Here is a 19,209-nt window from a genome sequence, read left to right as displayed (position 1 = left end):
AGAGACGGAACACCGAGCCGGTCACGCGGACCGGACGCAAGGAGAATCGTGGCGAACTTCCTGGAAAAGCTGTTGAGGACCGGCGAGGGTCGCACGCTCAAGAGGCTGCGGAACTACACGACGGCGATCAACAATCTCTCCGCCGAGTTCGAGGAGATGAGCGATGCGGAGATCCGGGAGGAGACCGATCGCTTCAAGGAGCGCTATGCCGACGGGGAGACTCTCGACGCGCTGCTGCCCGAAGCCTTCGCCGCCGTCCGCGAGGCCTCGAGCCGGACGCTCGGAATGCGCCACTTCGACGTCCAGCTCATGGGCGGCGCGGCCCTCCACCTCGGCAACATCGCCGAGATGAAGACCGGTGAGGGCAAGACCCTCGTCGCCACCGCGCCGGCGTACCTCAACGCGCTCACCGGTGACGGCGTCCACGTCATCACCGTCAACGACTACCTCGCCGGATACCAGTCCGAGCTCATGGGCCGCGTGTTCCGGTTCCTCGGCATGGAGACCGGGTGCATCCTCGCCCAGCAGAACCCCGACATCCGGCGCAAGCAGTACGCCGCGGACATCACCTACGGCACGAACAACGAGTTCGGCTTCGACTACCTGCGCGACAACATGGCGTGGACCTCTGCGGAAATGGTCCAGCGCGGCCATCATTTCGCGATCGTCGACGAGGTCGACTCGATCCTCATCGACGAGGCCCGCACACCGCTCATCATCTCCGGCCCCGCGGAGGGCGACGTCAACCGCTGGTACTCGGAGTTCGCGACCGTCGTCAAGCGGCTCAAGCCCGAGCTCGACTACGAGGTCGACGAGAAGAAGCGCACCATCGGCATCCTCGAGTCCGGCATCGACAAGGTCGAGAACTACCTCGGCATCGCCAACCTCTACGACTCCGACAACACCCCGCTCATCAGCTTCCTCAACAATGCGATCCGGGCGAAGGAGCTGTTCAAGAAGGACAAGGACTACGTCGTCCTCAAGGGCGAGGTCCTCATCGTCGACGAGCACACCGGCCGCATCCTCAAGGGCCGGCGCTACAACGAGGGCCTGCACCAGGCGATCGAGGCCAAGGAGGCCGTCAAGGTCAAGCCGGAGAACCAGACGCTCGCGACGATCACCCTGCAGAACTACTTCCGGCTCTACGAGAAGCTCTCCGGCATGACCGGCACCGCGGAGACCGAGGCGGCGGAGTTCATGTCGACGTACAAGCTCGGGGTTGTCCCGATCCCCACGAACAAGCCCATGCAGCGCATCGACCAGTCCGACTTCGTGTACAAGAACGAGAAGGCGAAGTTCGACGCCGTCACCGAGGACATCGTCGAGCGCCATGCCGAGGGCCAGCCGATCCTCGTCGGCACGACGAGTGTCGAGAAGAGCGAGTACCTGTCGAAGCAGCTCGCGCGCAAGGGCGTCAAGCACGAGGTGCTCAACGCGAAGAACCACGCGCGCGAGGCCTCGATCATCGCGCTCGCAGGCCGCCGCGGCGCCGTCACCGTGGCGACGAACATGGCCGGCCGCGGCACCGACGTCATGCTCGGCGGCAACGCCGAGCACATCGCCGTCGCGGAGATGGCGGAGAAGGGCCTCGACCCGGTCGAGCACTCGGAGGAGTACGAGAAGCTCTGGCCCGAGGTGCTCGAGGCCGCCGAGGAGCGCGTCGAGCAGGAGGCGGAGGAGATCCGCGAGCTCGGCGGGCTCTACGTGCTCGGCACCGAGCGCCACGAGTCCCGGCGCATCGACAATCAGCTCCGCGGACGCTCCGGCCGCCAGGGGGACCCGGGCGAGTCGCGCTTCTACCTCTCGCTCACCGACGACCTCATGCGGCTCTTCGGGTCCGGTGCGGCCGAGCGCATCATGGCCACCGCGAACGTGCCCGACGATGTGCCGCTCGAATCGAAGATGGTGTCGCGGGCGATCCTGTCGGCGCAGACCCAGATCGAGCAGCGCAACGCCGAGCAGCGCAAGAACGTGCTCAAGTACGACGACGTCCTCAACCGTCAGCGCACGGTGATCTACGACGAGCGCCGCCGCGTGCTCGAGGGGGCGGACCTCGCCGAGCAGGTGCAGCTCTTCCGCGACGATGTCATCACCGCCTACGTCGACGGCGCCACCCGCGGTCCGGCGGAGACCTGGGAGATCGAGGAGCTGTTCACCGCGCTCGGCGAGCTGTACAACCCGACGATCACCGCCGAGGACCTCATCGAGGACGTCGGCGGGCAGGCGAATCTCACCCGCGAGACCCTGCTGCGGGAGATCCGGGCCGATGCCGACCTCGCCTACGACACCCGCGAGGAGGAGCTCGGCGAGGAGGCGACGCGCGAGCTCGAGCGCCGGGTCGTGCTCTCGGTGATCGACAAGCGCTGGCGCGAGCACCTCTACGAGATGGACTACCTCAAGAACGGGATCGGGCTGCGCGCGATGGCCCAGCGCGATCCGCTCGTCGAGTACCAGCGCGAGGGCTTCGAGATGTTCAACTCCATGCAGGAGGGCATCAAGGAGGACGTCGTCCGCCTGACGAGCACGCTCGAGGTCAAGGTGAAGGTGAATCCCGGCGAGGACCTCGAGGATCCGTCCGATGACGTCGTCGAGGTCGACGCCGAGGAGCTGCGACCGCGCAAGCCGCAGCTCCAGCTCTCGGCGCCCTCGGACTCCGGGGGAGTGCAGGTGCGCTCCGACAGCTCCGGCGCGGCGGCGGCACCCGAGGAGGCCGGCAACCGCGCCCAGCGGCGCGCGAAGAAGCGCTGAGCCCGAGCGCGCGTCACACGCTGACGAACTCGGTGACCTGCCAGCGGCCGCGTGCGTGCTCGAGGCGCATCGCGACCGCCCGATGACGGCGGGTCCCGCGGACCACGACGCACGCCTCGACGACGGACTCGCCGACCGGGCACACGCGCGGACGTCCGGCGGTGAAGACATGCCCGCGCGGTGCGACCGACCGCGCGAGATCCTGCCGCAGCGCGGCGTGCGTGCGGATGCGCTCGTACAGCGCGGGCTCGATCCAGCGGGCGATCGAGGTGCACGCGCGGCTGCCGGTGAGCACCTCGACCACGGCCACCGCGAGCGACTGCACCGTGGCACGGAGGAATTCCTCGCGCTCGACCGGCGCCGTCTGCCGGGGCCGGCGCGGGGCGCGTCGGACAGGACCCCGGACCGACGCCGAGCGGCCGGCGGGGCGGGTGAGGACGAGTGGGGTGCTCATGGGATCTCCAGACGTGAGCCGGGCAGGATGAGGTCGGGATCCGCGCCGATGACCGCGCGGTTCTCCCGGTGGATCGTGTCGACGTCCCGGGCGATGTCCGCCGCTGACGCCTCCGGCCGCTGAGCCGCAGCGATCGACCACAGGCTGTCGCCCGGTGCGACGACGACCTCCGTCCGCGGATCCGGGTCGTCCGCCGGGGTTCGGGGCTCCTCGCGCGGCCGGGTATCCGGTGCGCCTTCGCGATCCGGGGCATCGCCGCCGTCGTCCTCCTCGGGCGACACCGGCCATCCCGGGGAGGGGCCGGGATCCGGGTGGCCCTCGGGCGACACCGGCCAGCCCGGGGAAGGACCGGTGCTCGGGCGGTCAGTGGGAGCTGCCGAGACGGGCCACCCCGGGGAGGGTCCGGTATTCGGGCGATCAGCAGGAGCCGCAGATACCGGCCACGCCGGTGAGGCGGTCGGATCGCCACCCGCGTCGAGTGCCGCGGCCGGCCCGATGACGAGCGGCCCGGCGACGACGAGACCGGACAGTCCGGCGGCGAGCGCGGACCGGAGGACCCGCGGGCTGCAGCGCATCGCCGCCCGGGCCAGTGCTCCGGCGCAGCGGGCATGGACCCCGCCGAGGGCGCGGGCGAGGAGTGCGAGGAGCACGGCGACCGTCGTCGGCAGGCCCGCGAGCACCGTCGCCACTGCACACACGAGTACGAGACCGGCACCGAGGTCGCCGTCGTCGAGCCGGGACCACAGCGCGGGGAGCGCGGAGAGCAGCCACAGCGCGAGAGCGCAGTGCGCGGCGGCGGCGACGAACGGGAGATGGCGCATGGGACGACTCCTCGGTGGGGTCATCACACTGTGGCAAACGACAGCAAACGATGTCAAGACATATCAGAAAGGTGTGGATGACGCCGAAGGGCATCCGATGATGCGGATCGCCCATTCGGTATGCGGATCCGGCCCCGGATACGGTCCGTCGTCGCCGTCCGTCGTGCGCAGAGCCGGCCCTCGTCTGCGCGACTCGGCTTCCCGCGCTTGTGCCCCGGTCCGACGCCCGACAGGATGAGGGGCATGACCGAGGACCGCTTCGACCGCCTGTTCGCCGATCTCGATGCCGCGCACGCAGGCGCGGAGCAGCACGAGCGGATGGGCGAGTACGGCGATCTCGTCGCCGGCGAGCTCGCGCAGACGACGCTCGAGGACCGGCTCGCCGGGGCGCTCGGCACCGCAGTCGAGATCCTCGCTGCGGACGAGCGGATCACCGGTGAGCTCGCGGAGATCGGCACCGGCTGGTGCCGGATCGCAGGGGCCGACGAGGTCCTCGTCAATCTCGACCATGTGCACGGCATCCGGCTGCGGGACCGGGGTGCGGCCGGCGGTCAGGAGGCGTCCGTGCTGTCCTTCGCCTCGCCGCTGCGGCGCTGGGCCGCAGAACGACGTGTGTGCCGGGTGCGGGCTGCGGGCCGGATCCTCGACGGACTGCTCGCCGGCGTCGCCCGGGATCACCTCGAGATGCGGTCGGGGGCCTCCGGCGGCGAGCTCGTCCCGTTCGGCGCGGTGTCGTCGGTGCGCGCCCTCGGCTGAGGCGCGCCCCGGCGGGTCAGACGTCGGTGCTGCCGGCCTCGACCTCGGAGCGGGTCTGGCGGTACATGCGCTGGATGTAGTCCTCGAGCTCGGTCTTCTCGACGCGCCACTGGCCCCGGCCGCCGACCTTGATCGCGCGGAGCTCGCCCGAGCGCACGAGGGCGCGCGCCTGGGCGGCGGAGACGTTGAGGATCTCGGCGACGTCGGTCAACGGCAGGAAGCGGGCTTCGACGACCATGGTCCGGCCTCTCATCGGGCGTCCCGGGTGTCATCGCCGGGACGGGGTGCGGTGTGCGGAAACTGCCGCGCGACTCTTGATTCGCGGGCGTTTGTCCCCGAATAATAGCACTTGAGTGCGTTTGTGCACTCCGTCCCCCGTCCGATCGGTGCAGAAATCCCCCTCGTGCCGACCCCGAATCCGGAGCATCCCCTCATGTCCTCCCTCCCGCCGCGGCCCGCCGACCGCCTCCGCGCACCGCGCCTGCGCGATCCCCGCCTCGTCATCGGCGCCCTCATCGTCCTCGTGTCCGTGCTCGGCACGTGGTTCGTCGTCACCCGGGTCGCCGCCACGACCACGGTGTGGGCCGCGGCCCGGCCGCTCGTGCCCGGCAGCGTGCTCGTGCCCGACGATCTCGTCGCCACCGAGGTGCGGATGGGCGACCCCGGGGTGTACCTCAGCGCCGATGCCGCGATCCCGGAGGGCGCCACGGTGCTCGCCGCTGTGGGCGCCGGAGAGCTCGTCCCCGCCTCCCAGCTCGGCTCGCCCGACCAGCTCGCCGGGCGCGTCATGGCGCTCGCGGTGCCCGATGCCCTCCCGGCGGCGGTCCGGCCGGGAAGCGCGGTCGACGTGTGGGCGACCGATGCCGACGCGGATCCGGTCGACCCGCGGGAGATCCTCACCGCGGTTGACGTCATCGCCGTCGACCGCGACACCGGGGACTTCGCCACCGGGGACCAGGTCATCGAGATCTTCGTGCCCAATCGGCAGGTCGGCGACGTCATGCGCGCGCTCGCGGAGGAGCACCATCTGTCCGTGGTCTCCGTCCCGGAGCCGGCCCGTGATTGAGGTCGTCGTCGCGGTCGACGTCGAGTTCGAAGCGCGGGTCGTCGCCGCACTCGGCTCGATCGCCGACATCGAGGTCGTGCGCCGCCCGGCCGACGAGGTCGAGCTGCTCGCGGCCGGCGCCGCGGGGATCGGCGACGTCGTCGTGCTCGGGCAGGAATTCACCGGGGCCGACGCCGAGGTGGTCCGGCGGCTCCTCGGGCAGGGCGTGCGGGTGCTCGGCCTCGCCGAGGACCCGGCGGTGCTCGCCGGCTGGGGGATCCCGACGGCCGTCTCGCCGTGGGCGACGCCCGAGGACCTCGCTGCGGCAGTGCGCGCGACGGCGACCGCCGTCCCCGTACCCCCGCCTCCCGCCGCACCCCCGAGCGCTCCGGCCAGGCGGCAGGGCCCGGTGATCGCCGTCTGGGGCACCGCCGGGGCACCCGGCCGGAGCACCGTGGCGGCGGGACTCGCCCACACCCTGGGGCGGACCGTCGGCCGCACGGTCCTCGTCGACGCCGACACCGTCGCGGCCTCGCAGGCGGCGCTGCTCGGACTCCTCGACGACGCCCCGCAGCTCGCCGCGCTGTGCCGCGCGGCGTCCTCCGGATCCGTCGCCGCCGCGCTGCACCGCCACGTCTCCGTCATCGACGCGACGCTGAGCGCGGTCACCGGGCTCAGCCGGGCCGAGCGCTGGCCCGAGGTGCGGCCGGGAGTGCTCGGCGAGGTCCTCACCGCGCTCAGCGGAGAGCACGCGTGCACCGTCGTCGACGTCTCCGACCGGATCGATCCGGACGATCCGTACGCCGACCCGCACTACGACCGGCATGGGGCCACGCGGGCGGTGCTCGACCGCGCCGATCACGCCGTCGTCGTGGCCGCCGGCGACCCGGTGGGTCTGCAGCGCCTCGTCCGGCTGCTCGAGACCGAGCGCGGGCTCGCGGTGCGCGCGGACTGCACCGTCGTCGTCAACCGGGTGCGCGCCTCGGCGGTGGGCCCGGGGCCGGAGGCGCGGATCGCGGCCACGCTCGAGCGCTTCGCCGGCCTCACCGACGTCCGCTTCCTCCCCGAGGACCGGCCGGCCGTCGACGCGGCACTGCTCGCCGGCCGGATCGTCACCGAGTCCGCCCCGCACAGCGGACTCGCGCGGGCGATCGACGCGCTCGCGGCGGCGCTCCCGGTCCCGCGTCCGGACACGCCGGGTGCCGCGCGGCGCCCGCGCCGGGGCCGGGCCCGGGGGAGAATGAGGGCATGAATGCTGCCGGCTCCGTGCGCGCCTATGTGCCGCTGACCCACCGATCGCTCGCTGCCGCGTGGCCGCACGTGTCCGGGGCGCTCGGCTTCGCGCCCGACGAGCGGGCCCGCCGGCTGCGCGGCGAGGAGCTCGAGGAGGCGGAGTGGATCGCGATGGCCGCCGCCGCCGAGGTCGTTGTCGACGCCGCCGTCGGCGAGCGCTGTGCGCGCGTCGTCCTCGCCTGCGATCTCCCGGCCGATCTCCGCTCGCGTCCGGTGAGCGCCGGGGTGACCGCGCTCGGCCCGAGCGCGCTCGATCCGGCACGGGTCGTCAGCGCGCACATCGACGACCCCGCGGTCGTCGCCGCCCTGCCCGAGGATCCTGCGGCGGCCGCGGCGGCGCTGCGGGACAGCGCCCTGCTGTGGTACGACGTCTCAGAGATCGATGAGCTGATCGAGGCGCTCGGTCAGGAGTGATTCGACGTACGGCTCGAGGGCGGATTCGATCATCGAACCGAACAGCGGCACCGAGGACGCGATCCGGGTGATCGCGTGGATGTCGGTGCCCTCGCCGACGACCCGCAGGGCGATCGCGACGTCGACGTCGACGGGCGCCCCGACGACCTCGGCGTCGATCCGGACATCGGCGGCCTGCGCCTCGGGACCCACGGGATCCGCCCGGACGTCCTGCCGGAGCTCGGCGCCGTCGCCGAGGAAGCGGGAGGCCGCGGGGGGCAGCTTCGATGCCGGGATGTGGGTGCGGGTGGTGAGGTGGATGCCCTCCGCCGCCCCGCGGTGCACCGTGACGGCGGTGTCCTCGGCGGCCCAGGTGCGGGGATCGGCCACCTGGCGGAGGATCTGGGCAGGCGTCCGCGCCGCCCGACGGCGGAGCTCGATCGTCTTCATGGGCCCCAGTCTGTCATGGCCGTCCCGCGGCCCTGCGCGCGACCGTCCGGGCCCGGTCCGCGGTCGTCCGGACCCCGCCCGCGGCCGGTCCGGCGGATTCGTCCGCGCGTGCGGCCGGCCGGACTCGGCACGCATCCGACCTGCGGCATAGAGTGGGCGGAGGGTCTCAATGACGAGGCCCGCGGGAATCCGAGACGAACACGAGGTGGAACCGTGACCGAGGTCAGAACGGCCGAGATCGCACAGCACTGGGAGGAGCTCACCGGCAGCACCCCGCCGGAGAATCTCCTGGCCGCGTACTATCCCCGACCGGAGGCCACGCCGGCCGACCGGTATCGCCCCCGCGAGCTCGCGGCGTCGGCGATCGAGCACTACCGCACCGCGCTCCGGCACCGCCCGGGCACCCCGACCATCGACATCCGCAACCCCGGTGAGTCGTCGATCGAGCAGATCGGCAACCGGACGGCGATCAGCGTCGTCGCCGACGACATGCGCCATCTCCTCTCCTCCCTCGTCGCCGAGCTCACGGGCCTCGGCGTGGCGATCCGCGAGGTGCATCATCCGATCCTCTCCGTCGAGGGCAGCGGCGAGGACCTGCGCATCGTCGCCCCGGAGGACCTGCGCCGGACCGTCACCGACACCACCGCGCTGCCGGTGATCGGCGGCGATCCGAGCCTGCCCGAGCGCCGGCGGGAGTCGTGGGTCCACATCGAGATCGACCGGGTGCCCGAGGAGCGGTTCGCCGACATCGAGGAGCACCTGCTCTCGACGATCGAGTTCGTCGCGGCCGCCGACCGTGATCGCGAGGCGATGACCCGCACCGCCCGGGAGATCGCCGCGGACCTGCGGACGAACCCGCCGCGCCCCGAGCTCGCCGAGGAGGCCGCGGACTCGGCGGATCTGCTCGACTGGCTCGACGGCCGGTTCGCCTTCCTCGGATACCGGGAGTACGTCCTCGACACCTCCGGGGACGAGAAGATCCTCGTCCCGGTCGAGGACACCGCACTCGGCATCTCCGCGCTCCGCAGCGCGCTGAGCTCCCCGCTGTCGCGCGCCGTGTCGGCCAAGGCCGAGGAGCCGCGCGTCCTCGTGCTCACCAAGGCGAACTCGCGCTCGAAGGTCATCCGTCGCGGCTACCTCGACTACGTCGGCGTCAAGACCTTCGACGCGTCCGGCCGGATCGTCGGCGAGCGCCGCTTCGTCGGCCTCTACACCTCGGGGATGTACAGCGCCTCGGTCCTCGACATCCCGCTCGTCGAGGCGAAGATCCGCTACGTCCTCGAGCACTCGGGGCTCGCCCGCCACACCCACGCCGGCGACGAGCTCGTGTCGATTCTCGAGAGCTACCCGCGCGACGACCTCCTCCACTCCGACCCCCAGGAGATCCTCGATGTCGCCGCCCAGGTGCTCGACCTCCAGGAGAAGCGCGAATCGAGCGTCTTCATCCGGCGGGACCCCTACGAGCGCTTCGTGTCCCTGCTCGTCTACGTGCCCCGCGATCTCTACGACACCGCCGCCCGGCTCCGGGTCGAGGACGTGCTGCGGCACTACTACGGCGCGGAATCCGTCGACTTCGACGTGCTGCTGAGCGACTCCGCGCTCGCCCGCCTCCACTTCGTCGCCCGGGTGCCGCGCGACGCCGTGCTCCCGGACGTCGACGCGGAGACGGTGACCGACCGGATCGTCGGCGCGCTGCGCTCGTGGGAGGAGGACATCGCGGAATTCACCGCCCCGGCGGGCGATGCGATCACCGCCGAGGACATGGCCCGGCGCGACCGCTGGATGCACGCCTTCCCGCTGAGCTACCAGGAGTACCACACGCCGCGGCAGGCGGTCGCCGACATCGAGCGCTTCGAGGCCCTCGAATCCGACGACCGGCCGTTCGTGCGGATATACCGGCCCGAGGGCGAGGACGAGGCCGATGTGCGCCTCGCGTTCTACCGGATCGCCCCGGCCGGGCTGTCCGCGATCCTCCCGTTCCTCGCGAACCTCGGCGCCGTCGTCCACGACGAGCGGCCCTACGAGCTCGACCTCCCCGACGGCGAGCACCGCTACGTCTACGACTTCGGCCTGTCCTTCTCCCGGCCGCTCGCCGACGGCGACTTCGCCCGGATCGAGAGCGCGTTCGCCTCGGCCTGGACCGGCGAGCGCGAGACGGGCCGGATGGACAGCCTCGTCGCCGCCGGCCTCGAGTGGCAGGACGTCAGCATCATCCGCGCCTTCACCCATTACCTGCGGCAGGCGGGGTTCTCCCTCACCGAGCGGCACATGGGAGAGGTGTTCACCACCCACGAGGAGATCACCGCCGCGCTCGTCGAGCTCTTCCGGGTGCGCTTCGACCCCGACCTCGACGAGGAGCAGGGATCCCGCGCGGACCGGGCCGCCGAGGTCGAGGAGCGGATCGAGAAGACGCTCGCCGAGGTCGCGAGCCTCGACGCCGACCGGGTGCTCCGCTCGGTGCTCGCGCTCATCCGCGCCACGGTGCGGACGAACGTCTACCAGCCCGCCGACGGCCGGATGCCGGCCGCCGCGGTGTTCAAGATCCACCCCACCGAGCTCGACTTCGTGCCCAAGCCGCGCCCCGCCCTCGAGATGTGGGTGTACTCCCCGGAGGTCGAGGGCGTCCACCTGCGCTTCGGACCCGTGGCGCGCGGCGGGCTGCGCTGGTCGGACCGCGCCGACGACTTCCGGACGGAGGTGCTCGGGCTCGTCAAGGCGCAGATGGTGAAGAACGCGCTCATCGTGCCGACGGGCGCCAAGGGCGGCTTCTACCCCAAGCAGCTGCCGGACCCGGCGGCTGACCGCGAGGCCTGGGCGGCCGCCGGCCAGCACGCCTACGAGCTCTTCATCGGCGCGCTCCTCGACGTCACCGACAACCTCGTGCCCGAGGGCGAGGGGACGCGCACCGTGACCCCGGAGCGCACCGTCGTCCACGACGGCGAGGACAGCTACCTCGTCGTCGCCGCCGACAAGGGCACCGCACGGTTCTCCGACGTCGCGAACGGGATCGCTCTCGACCGCGGGTTCTGGCTCGGCGACGCCTTCGCCTCGGGCGGCTCGGTGGGCTACGACCACAAGGCGATGGGGATCACCTCGCGCGGTGCGTGGAAGTCCGTCGAGCGGCACTTCCGGGAGCTCGGGCTCGACACCGCGAGAGAGGAATTCACCGCGGTGGGCATCGGCGACATGAGCGGTGACGTGTTCGGCAACGGCATGCTCCGCAGCGACCGGATCCGGCTCGTCGCGGCCTTCGACCACCGCGACGTGTTCATCGACCCCGATCCCGACGCCGCGCGCTCCTACGCCGAGCGCCGGCGCCTGTTCGAGACCCCGCGCTCGAGCTGGCAGGACTACGATCCCGAGCTCATCTCGGAAGGCGGCGGCGTGTACTCCCGCTCGCTCAAGTCGATCGACCTCAGCCCGCAGGCCGCCGAGCGGCTCGACATCCGGCCCGGTCCGTACCCGCCCACCGAGGTCATCCGCGCGATCCTCGCCGCCCCCGTGGACCTGCTCTACAACGGCGGCATCGGCACCTACGTCAAGGCGGGATCGGAGTCCCACGCCGCGGTCGGCGACCGGGCGAACGACGCGATCCGGATCGACGGGGCGGACCTCCGGGTGCGCGTCGTCGGCGAGGGCGGCAATCTCGGCTTCACGCAGCTCGGCCGCATCGAGGCCGCGCTCGGCGGAGTGCGGCTCAACACCGACGCCGTCGACAACTCCGCCGGCGTCGACTGCTCCGACCACGAGGTCAACATCAAGCTCCTCCTCGACCTCCTCATCCGCCGCGGGGAGTTCTCCCCGGAGGACCGGGAGTCGGTGCTCGAGTCGATGACCGACGAGGTCGCCGATCTCGTGCTCGCGAACAACTACAGCCAGAACGTCGCCCTCGGCGAGGCCCGCGACCGCGCGCTGTCGATGACGAGCACCCAGCGGCGCCTCCTCAGCCATCTCGAGAAGACCGCCGACCTCGACCGGGCGGTCGAGTTCCTGCCCGACGACCGCGCGCTCACCCGGCGCGCCGAGGCGGGCGGCGGGTTCACCTCGCCGGAGCTCGCGGTGCTGCTCGCCTACGTCAAGATGGACGCCGCCGACCGGATCCTCGGCAGCGACGTGCCGGACGAGGACTGGATGGCCGAGCATCTCGCCGAGTACTTCCCCGACAGCCTCGCCCGGGCCCACTCCCAGGCGCTGTCGGCGCACCCGCTGCGCCGCGAGATCGCCACGGCGCACCTCGTCAACCGGGTCGTCGACCGCGGCGGCCTGACCTACCTGTACCGGATGCAGGAGGAGACCGGCGCCTCGGTCCCGCAGATCGTCCGCGTCTTCACCGTGGTGAGCCGCGTGTTCGACCTCGATGAGCACTTCGAGGCGATCTGCGGGCTCGACAACCGGGTGCCGGCCGCCGTGCAGGTCGAGCTGCTCCACGGCTACGTGCGGCTCCTCGACCGGGCCTCGCGCTGGCTCGTCCACCAGGTGCCCGACGGCCTCGACGTCACCGCGGAGATCGAGCGCTACCGGCAGGCGGTGCGCGAGCTGCGTCCCCGGATCCACGGGCTGCTCCGCGGTCGGGACCGGGCGGAGCTCGAGGACGCGGCGCACGGCTGGATCGGCGAGGGCGTGCCCCACGACCTCGCGTTCCGCGCCGCCGCGCTGCTCGACGAGTTCGCGCTGCTCGACGTCGCGCAGGCGGCGACGCGCTCCGGTACGCCCGCGATGGACGCCGCCGAGGTGTACTATGCGGTGACCGACCTGCTCTCCGGTTCCGAGCTGCTCGAGATGATCGGCGATCTCGATCGCCGCAATCGGTGGACGGCGCTGGCCCGGGGAGCGATGCGCGACGACTACTACCAGGCGGTGCACTCGATGGTCGGGGCGATCCTCGCGGCGACGGACAGCGACCGGGCCACCCCGGCCGAGCGCGCCGACGACCGGATCGCCCAGTGGCGGGTGCGCACCGACGCCTCGCTGCGCCAGGTCCTGTCGACGATCGACGAGGTCGTCGCGCTCGACCAGGTCGATCAGGCGCCGTTGTCGGTGCTCCTGCGGATGATGCGCTCGGTGGTGCGATCCACCGAGTGGGGTCTGCAGGACACCTGATCTGAGGAGGAGCATGGGTCTGCTGAGCGATCTGCTGGCTGCGGAGGGGATCGTCGACGGGGAGGACGTCGAATGGCTCCACCTCGTCGTCGGCGACTGGCAGCTCATCGCCGATCTGTCCTTCGCCGACCTCGTCCTCTGGGTGCCCAGCCGCGCCCGGGAGGACGAGGCGGGCGACCGGGACCCGGGCCTGCCCGACTTCCGCGTCATCGCCCACTGCCGACCGACCACCGGCTCCACGGTGTATCCGCGCGACGAGGTCGGCACCCTCGCCTCCGCTGAGGAGCAGGCGCTGCTCGATGCCGCGCACTCCGAGCAGCGGATCGTCATCTCCCAGGCGGGGGAGCCGCCCCTCGTCGGCGCCGAGGCGGTGCCGGTCGTGCGCGCCGGCCGGGTCATCGCCGTCCTCACCCGCCACACCGAGGAGAGCCGGCGCCAGGGTTCGTCCCGCCTCGAGCGCTACTACCGGAGCAGCGCGACGATGCTCCTGTCGATGATCGCCGAGGGCGCCTTCCCCGACCTCAGCGCCCCCTCCGGCGCTCAACGCGGCGAACCGCGGGTGGGCGACGGCCTCATCGTGCTCAACCGGGAGGGCCGGGTGCGCTATGCCTCGCCCAACGGCGTGTCGGTGCTCCACCGGCTCGGCCATGAGGGGGAGATCGAGGGCCGCTATCTCGCCGAGGTCGTCTCCGGGCTCATCGCGCAGCTGCGCCCGGTCGACGAGACGCTGCCGCTCGTCCTCACCGGGCGCGCGCCGTGGCGCACCGAGGTCGAGTCCGGTCGCGTGACGGTGTCGCTGCGGGCGATCCCGATCACCCGCGCCGGGACTCGCACCGGGGCGATCATCCTCGCTCGCGACGTCTCCGAGCTGCGCCGTCGCGAGCGCGAGCTGCTGAGCCGCGACGCGATGATCCGCGAGATGCACCACCGGGTGAAGAACAACCTCCAGACGGTCTCGGCGCTCCTGCGGCTCCAGGCCCGCCGGATGGAGTCCGAGGAGTCGCGCGCCGCGCTCGAGGAGGCGATGCGCCGGGTGGCGATCATCGCCGTCGTCCACGACGTGCTGAGCCAGGGGGTGGAGAGCGAGGTCGACTTCGACGAGATCGTCGACAAGGGCCTGCGGCTCACTCCGGAGCTCACCTCGCCCGGCGTCGAGATCTCGCTGCGCCGCACCGCGAGCTTCGGCGCGATCTCCTCGGCCGACGCGACCTCGCTCGCGCTCGCCCTCACCGAGCTCGTGACGAACGCGATCGAGCACGGCTTCCCGCTCTCGGCGAAGCCCGCGGACCAGGACACGCTGCGCGGCTCGGTGTGGGTCACCCCCGAGCGGCAGCCCGACCGGCTCACGGTGACGATCGCCGACGACGGCGTGGGCCTGCGGCCGGTGGAGGGGCCGGGCCGCGGCCTCGGCACCCAGATCGTGCGCACGCTCATCACGAGCGACCTCTCCGGAAGCATCGAATGGCGCCCGCGCGAGGGCGGCGGGACCGAGGCGGTCATCGACGTGCCGCTGCGCGCCGACGGGGTGTGAGCCCCGGACGCCTGCGGGTGCGAGCCTCCGGCGTCACCGCAGTGCGGGCCCGGAACGCCGACGGCCGCCGACCTCGCGGTCGGCGGCCGTCGGGGACGTGCGGTGCGCGGCTCAGCCTGCGCGGCGGGCGCGAGCGGCGCGGCGCTTGAGGGCGCGGCGCTCGTCCTCGCTCAGTCCGCCCCAGACCCCGGAGTCCTGACCGGACTCGAGTGCCCACTGGAGGCAGGTCTCCACGACTTCGCACCGGCGGCAGACGCTCTTGGCCTCTTCGATCTGGAGCAGGGCGGGCCCGGTGTTGCCGATGGGGAAGAAGAGCTCCGGGTCCTCATTGAGGCACGCCGCGCGGTGGCGCCAATCCATGGTGTCCTTTCCTGGAAGCGGAATTCGCCGAAGCCGGATCGCGGCGGCGTCTCCCAGGGAGCGCGGGCACGGTCTCGCGGCATGTGTCATCGACGATCGGTGAAATGATCATCACCAGACTCACACAGGCCGGAAGAGGGCACAAGGGTGCAGCAGTGTGAAATCACTGACAGATTCCCATTCTCGGCACATCCCGGCGCCCGGCGCAAATCCGTCGGCCAGCGGTGGGACGGCGCCCGACCGGTCTTGTGCACCGCACCGGCGTCTGCTTGGCTGGACCCCATGACCGACACGCACACCGCACCCGGCCGCCCGCTCGGCGACCTCGCCGACGTCCGCCTCATCGCGATCGACGGCGTCTCCCCGACGATCGACCCGACCGCCTTCATCGCCCCCGGCGCCACGCTCATCGGCGACGTCCGTGTGGGGCCGAACAGCAGCATCTACTACGGCTGCGTGCTCCGGGCCGACCGCAACTCGATCACCATCGGTTCGGGCACGAACGTCCAGGACAGCACGGTCATGCACGCCGATCCCGGACGGCCGGTGGTCATCGGGGACCGGGTCTCCGTGGGCCACCGGGCACTCGTCCACGGCTGCATCATCGGCGACGACGTCCTCGTCGGGATGAGCTCCACCCTGCTCAACGAGTGCCGGATCGGCAGCGGCTCACTCGTCGCCGCCGGCGCCGTCGTCCTCGAGGGCACCGAGGTGCCCGACGGCTCGCTCGTCGCCGGGGTGCCGGCGAAGGTGCGCCGGCCGCTCACCGACGACGACCTCGCGCGCGTCCACGCCAACGCCGAGGCCTACGAAGAGATCACCGCGCTCCACCGCGACCGCGGTCGCATCCTCTGAGGCGGGTTCCGGGCGACTGAGGTTGTCCTGTCCTTCGTGGCGGACCGCGCCGGTCCGGGCCACCATGGGGGTATGAAGGCGCTCGACTTCTTCCGCAGCTATCCGCTCGTCGCGCTCGCCCTCGCCGCGCTCACGACGGTCCTCGTCCTGCTCGGCCTCGGGCATCCCGGACCGGCCCGGATCATCGCCACCGGCGTCATCGGGCTCGTCGTCGTGCTCACCGCGCGGGACATGATCCGCGACATCCTGCGCGGATCCTGGGGCCTCGACATCCTCGCCGTCGTCGCGATGGTGGCCACCGTGCTCGTCGGGGAGTACGTGGCCGGACTCATCATCGTCCTCATGCTCACCGGCGGCGAGGCGATCGAGGACTTCGCGGCCGGCCGCGCAGGGCGCGAGCTCGACGCGCTGCTGAGCAGGGCGCCGTCCTTCGCGAACCGCATCGGGTCCGACGGCGAGATCACCCGGATCCCCGTGGCCGAGGTCGTCCCCGGTGACCGCCTGCTCGTCCGCCCGGCCGAGGTGCTGCCGGTCGACGGCGCGGTCGCGGACGCGCACGCCTCGATCGACGAGTCCTCGCTCACCGGCGAGCCGCTGCCGGTGACGAAGACCGCCGGGGATGCGGTGTACTCCGGCACCGTCAACGGCACCGAGGCCTTCACCATGCGCGCCACCGCCGCGGAGGAGGACTCGCAGTATCACTCGATCGTCACCCTCGTCAGCGAGGCCGTGAGCTCGAAGGCGCCGATGGTCCGGCTCGCCGATCGCTACGCCGTGCCCTTCACCCTCGTCGCGCTCGCCATCGCCGGCATCGCCTGGGCGGTGAGCGGCGATCCCGTGCGCTTCGCAGAGGTGCTCGTCGTCGCCACCCCGTGCCCGCTCCTCATCGCCGCCCCGGTGGCCTTCATGGGCGGGATGAGCCGGACCGCGCGCACCGGCGTCATCGTCAAGAACGGCGGGGCGATCGAGGCGCTGTCCCGCGTCCGCACCGCCGCCTTCGACAAGACCGGGACGCTCACCCGCGGGCGGCCGGAGATCCGCGCCCTCCACCCCGCGAGCGCGACCGAGGACGAGCTGCTCTCCCTCGCCGCAGCGGCGGAGCAGTACTCCGTCCACGTGTTCGCCGCCCGCATCGTCGCCGCCGCCGCGGAGCGCGGGCTGCCGCTGCCGGCGGTCTCCGGTGCCGACGAGATCGCGACGAATGGGGTCCGTGCGACGCTGCCCGACGGCGCCGAGGTGCGGGTGGGCAAGCCCACGTTCATCGCCGAGCGGGTGCCCGACCTCGCGCGCCTCCCGCTCGGACCGGGGGAGACCGCGGTGTACGTGTCGCGCGGCGACGCGCTCGCCGGCGTCATCGTGCTCGCCGACCCGCTCCGCCCGGAGGCCGCGGGCACCGTCGCGGCCCTGCGCGGGCTCGGGGTCGAGCACTGCCGGATGATCACCGGCGACGTCGCCCCGACCGCGGAGTCGATCGCGCGGGCGGCGGGCATCGACGAGTTCGACGCGGAGTGCTCCCCGTCCGGGAAGGTCGACCTCGTCGCCGCGGCCCGGCCCCGCCCGGTGCTCATGGTCGGCGACGGCATCAACGACGCCCCGGTCCTCGCGGCGGCCGACGTCGGCATCGCGATGGGAGCGCGCGGGGCGACCGCGGCGAGCGAGTCCGCCGCTGCGGTCGTCGTCGCCGACGACCTCTCGAAGGCCGCCCAGGCTGTCGGGATCGCCCAGCGGACCGTCCGCGTCGCCCTCGAGAGCATCTGGCTCGGCATCGCGATCTCGCTCGGCCTCATGCTCGTCGCAGCCTTCGGCCACCTGCCCGCGGTCGTCGGCGCGCTCCTCCAGGAGGGCGTCGATCTCGTCGCGATCCTCGGTGCGCTCCGGGCTCTCGGCGGCACTCCGCTCGAGGTGCCGACGGCTCCGCAGGAGGATTTCGCCAGCGCTTCCGAGGTTTGACATGATGAGCGGGTGAAGAACGTACTGGATCCCGCCCAGAACCGCGTCGTCGTCATCGGCGGCGGCCCCGGCGGCTATGAAGCCGCCCTCGTCGCCGCCCAGCTCGGCGCCGACGTCATGCTCATCGAGCGCAACCGCTGCGGCGGCGCCGCCGTGCTCACCGACGTCGTGCCCTCGAAGACCCTCATCGCCACCGCGGGACTCATGGGCGACATCGCCGAATCCGGATCGCTCGGCATCCGGCTCGACGACGGCGACACCGAGGAGGCCTCGACGAGCACCGGCGGGCGGATCCGCGCGGACCTCGGAGCGATCAACACCCGGATCCTCGAGCTCGCGAACGCCCAGGCGACCGACATCTACGAGGGGCTCGTGCGCGCAGGCGTCAAGGCGATCAAGGGCCAGGCGCGCCTCATCGGCCCGCGCCAGGTCGAGGTCGTCGAGTCCTCCAAGACGACCTACACCCTCGAGGCCGACACCGTCCTCCTCGCCGTCGGCGCCCATCCGCGCGAGCTCGACAGCGCCCGTCCCGACGGCGAGCGGATCCTCACCTGGACCCAGCTCTACGGTCTCGAGGAGCTCCCGGAGCACCTCGTCGTCGTCGGCTCCGGCGTCACCGGCGCGGAGTTCGCCTCGGCGTACAACGCGCTCGGCTGCGAGGTCACCCTCGTGTCCTCGCGCGACCAGGTGCTCCCGGGGGAGGACAGCGACGCCGCCGAGGTCGTCGAGAAGGTCTTCCGGTCCCGCGGGATGAACGTCCTCTCCCGCTCGCGGGCCGATTCCGTCACGCGCACCGACACCGGGGTCGAGGTGCGGCTCGAGGACGGGCGCACGGTCATGGCCTCGCACTGCCTCATGGCCGTCGGCTCGATCCCGAACACCGAGGGCCTCGGCCTCGAGGACGCCGGGGTGCAGACGGAGGAGTCCGGGCACATCACCGTCGACGGGGTGTCGCGCACCTCCTCGCCCGGCGTCTACGCCGCCGGCGACTGCACGGCGGTGCTGCCGCTCGCCTCGGTCGCGGCGATGCAGGGACGGATCGCGATGTGGCACGCGCTCGGGGACGCGGTCTCACCGCTCAAGCTCCGCAACGTCGCCTCGAACGTGTTCACCGCCCCGGAGATCGCGACCGTCGGGTTCAGCCAGGCGGACTACCTCGAGAACTCCGACGAGGTCGAGACCGTGACCCAGACCCTCGCGACGAACCCGCGGGCCAAGATGCAGGAGATCACCGACGGCTTCGTCAAGCTCTTCGCACGGCGCGGTTCGGGCTCGATCCTCGGCGGCGTCGTCGTCGGCCCGAAGGCGAGCGAGCTCATCCTGCCGATCACCCTCGCCGTCGAGAACCGGCTCACCGTCGATCAGCTGTCCGCGAGCTTCACCGTGTACCCCTCGCTCAGCGGCTCGGTGACCGAGGCCGCTCGCAAGCTCCACCACCGCGCAAACTGAGGCG

General features: G+C 72.2%; 15 protein-coding genes. 10 read left to right on the top strand and 5 right to left on the bottom strand.

Features of this window, described 5'->3' with window-relative positions; genetic code table 11:
* Positions 1-48: 48 nt before the first annotated feature.
* A complete protein-coding gene (gene secA / locus C1A17_RS04750) occupies positions 49-2,748 on the top strand; it encodes a preprotein translocase subunit SecA (protein ID WP_101651202.1) in 2,700 nt (899 codons plus the stop codon).
* 13 nt (positions 2,749-2,761) lie between these two features.
* Here secA and C1A17_RS04745 read toward each other — a convergent pair whose 3' ends face one another.
* Both C1A17_RS04745 and C1A17_RS04740 read right to left on the bottom strand, forming a co-directional pair.
* Entirely contained in the window at positions 2,762-3,202 is a 441-nt protein-coding gene (locus tag C1A17_RS04745) for an Rv3235 family protein (protein ID WP_101651200.1), read from the bottom strand.
* Complete coding sequence (locus tag C1A17_RS04740) at positions 3,199-4,023, bottom strand: LysM peptidoglycan-binding domain-containing protein (protein ID WP_101651198.1); 825 nt, start codon at positions 4,021-4,023, stop codon at positions 3,199-3,201. Before C1A17_RS04740 ends, C1A17_RS04745 begins: the two co-directional genes overlap by 4 nt.
* Before the next feature lie 243 nt (positions 4,024-4,266).
* On the opposite strand from C1A17_RS04740, the gene C1A17_RS04735 reads away from it, so the two are divergent.
* Positions 4,267-4,779, top strand: a complete 513-nt coding sequence (locus C1A17_RS04735; RefSeq protein ID WP_101651196.1) for a hypothetical protein — start codon at positions 4,267-4,269, stop codon at positions 4,777-4,779.
* A 16-nt stretch (positions 4,780-4,795) separates the two neighbouring features.
* Here C1A17_RS04735 and C1A17_RS04730 read toward each other — a convergent pair whose 3' ends face one another.
* Positions 4,796-5,017 carry a helix-turn-helix domain-containing protein gene (locus C1A17_RS04730; protein WP_101651194.1) on the bottom strand — a complete coding sequence of 74 codons (222 nt, stop codon included), beginning with the start codon at positions 5,015-5,017 and terminating at the stop codon, positions 4,796-4,798.
* A gap of 195 nt (positions 5,018-5,212) precedes the next feature.
* Between C1A17_RS04730 and C1A17_RS04725 the strand changes: the two genes are divergently transcribed.
* From C1A17_RS04725 to C1A17_RS04715, 3 genes are read left to right on the top strand one after another with little or no spacing between them, the layout of a single operon-like run.
* Entirely contained in the window at positions 5,213-5,845 is a 633-nt protein-coding gene (locus C1A17_RS04725) for an SAF domain-containing protein (RefSeq protein ID WP_146000579.1), read from the top strand.
* On the top strand, positions 5,838-7,076 hold the full coding sequence (locus C1A17_RS04720; RefSeq protein WP_101651190.1) for a CpaE/TadZ family protein: 1,239 nt from the start codon (positions 5,838-5,840) through the stop codon (positions 7,074-7,076). Before C1A17_RS04725 ends, C1A17_RS04720 begins: the two co-directional genes overlap by 8 nt.
* A complete protein-coding gene (locus tag C1A17_RS04715; RefSeq protein WP_101651188.1) occupies positions 7,073-7,531 on the top strand; it encodes a DUF6912 family protein in 459 nt (152 codons plus the stop codon). Before C1A17_RS04720 ends, C1A17_RS04715 begins: the two co-directional genes overlap by 4 nt.
* On the opposite strand, the gene C1A17_RS04710 is transcribed toward C1A17_RS04715, so the two are convergent.
* Positions 7,490-7,960, bottom strand: coding sequence for a DUF2505 domain-containing protein (locus C1A17_RS04710; RefSeq protein WP_180953213.1), 471 nt, complete (start codon positions 7,958-7,960; stop codon positions 7,490-7,492). The genes C1A17_RS04715 and C1A17_RS04710 overlap by 42 nt on opposite strands.
* A 213-nt stretch (positions 7,961-8,173) precedes the next feature.
* On the opposite strand from C1A17_RS04710, the gene C1A17_RS04705 reads away from it, so the two are divergent.
* Positions 8,174-13,060 (top strand): NAD-glutamate dehydrogenase, encoded by a 4,887-nt coding sequence (locus tag C1A17_RS04705; RefSeq protein ID WP_245873433.1) that lies wholly within the window; start codon positions 8,174-8,176, stop codon positions 13,058-13,060.
* 13 nt (positions 13,061-13,073) lie between these two features.
* Positions 13,074-14,591 (top strand): sensor histidine kinase, encoded by a 1,518-nt coding sequence (locus tag C1A17_RS04700; RefSeq protein ID WP_180953212.1) that lies wholly within the window; start codon positions 13,074-13,076, stop codon positions 14,589-14,591.
* 111 nt (positions 14,592-14,702) lie between these two features.
* On the opposite strand, the gene C1A17_RS04695 is transcribed toward C1A17_RS04700, so the two are convergent.
* Positions 14,703-14,951 carry a WhiB family transcriptional regulator gene (locus tag C1A17_RS04695; protein ID WP_101651182.1) on the bottom strand — a complete coding sequence of 83 codons (249 nt, stop codon included), beginning with the start codon at positions 14,949-14,951 and terminating at the stop codon, positions 14,703-14,705.
* Between the two features lie 282 nt (positions 14,952-15,233).
* On the opposite strand from C1A17_RS04695, the gene C1A17_RS04690 reads away from it, so the two are divergent.
* The 3 genes from C1A17_RS04690 to C1A17_RS04680 all read left to right on the top strand — a co-directional run bounded on the left by C1A17_RS04690 (position 15,234) and on the right by C1A17_RS04680 (position 19,205).
* Complete coding sequence (locus tag C1A17_RS04690; RefSeq protein ID WP_101651180.1) at positions 15,234-15,806, top strand: gamma carbonic anhydrase family protein; 573 nt, start codon at positions 15,234-15,236, stop codon at positions 15,804-15,806.
* Positions 15,807-15,878: 72 nt separating this feature from the next.
* Positions 15,879-17,756, top strand: a complete 1,878-nt coding sequence (locus C1A17_RS04685; protein WP_101651177.1) for a heavy metal translocating P-type ATPase — start codon at positions 15,879-15,881, stop codon at positions 17,754-17,756.
* Positions 17,757-17,768: 12 nt separating this feature from the next.
* On the top strand, positions 17,769-19,205 hold the full coding sequence (locus C1A17_RS04680; RefSeq protein ID WP_101651175.1) for an NAD(P)H-quinone dehydrogenase: 1,437 nt from the start codon (positions 17,769-17,771) through the stop codon (positions 19,203-19,205).
* Positions 19,206-19,209: the final 4 nt, after the last annotated feature.

It is taken from the genome of Brevibacterium ihuae (assembly GCF_900184225.1).
In the GTDB taxonomy this organism is placed as follows: domain Bacteria; phylum Actinomycetota; class Actinomycetes; order Actinomycetales; family Brevibacteriaceae; genus Brevibacterium; species Brevibacterium ihuae.
This window is presented reverse-complemented; position numbering and strand designations above follow the sequence as displayed.

Bases quoted from the DNA above. Each gene is read 5' to 3' on its own strand.
- C1A17_RS04690 (WP_101651180.1), top strand. From the start codon at position 15,234: ATGACCGACACGCACACCGCACCCGGCCGCCCGCTCGGCGACCTCGCC.
- C1A17_RS04730 (WP_101651194.1), bottom strand. From the start codon at position 5,017: ATGGTCGTCGAAGCCCGCTTCCTGCCGTTGACCGACGTCGCCGAGATC.
- C1A17_RS04715 (WP_101651188.1), top strand. From the start codon at position 7,073: ATGAATGCTGCCGGCTCCGTGCGCGCCTATGTGCCGCTGACCCACCGA.
- C1A17_RS04740 (WP_101651198.1), bottom strand. From the start codon at position 4,023: ATGCGCCATCTCCCGTTCGTCGCCGCCGCCGCGCACTGCGCTCTCGCG.
- C1A17_RS04695 (WP_101651182.1), bottom strand. From the start codon at position 14,951: ATGGATTGGCGCCACCGCGCGGCGTGCCTCAATGAGGACCCGGAGCTC.
- C1A17_RS04735 (WP_101651196.1), top strand. From the start codon at position 4,267: ATGACCGAGGACCGCTTCGACCGCCTGTTCGCCGATCTCGATGCCGCG.
- C1A17_RS04685 (WP_101651177.1), top strand. From the start codon at position 15,879: ATGAAGGCGCTCGACTTCTTCCGCAGCTATCCGCTCGTCGCGCTCGCC.
- C1A17_RS04725 (WP_146000579.1), top strand. From the start codon at position 5,213: ATGTCCTCCCTCCCGCCGCGGCCCGCCGACCGCCTCCGCGCACCGCGC.
- C1A17_RS04745 (WP_101651200.1), bottom strand. From the start codon at position 3,202: ATGAGCACCCCACTCGTCCTCACCCGCCCCGCCGGCCGCTCGGCGTCG.
- C1A17_RS04700 (WP_180953212.1), top strand. From the start codon at position 13,074: ATGGGTCTGCTGAGCGATCTGCTGGCTGCGGAGGGGATCGTCGACGGG.
- C1A17_RS04710 (WP_180953213.1), bottom strand. From the start codon at position 7,960: ATGAAGACGATCGAGCTCCGCCGTCGGGCGGCGCGGACGCCTGCCCAG.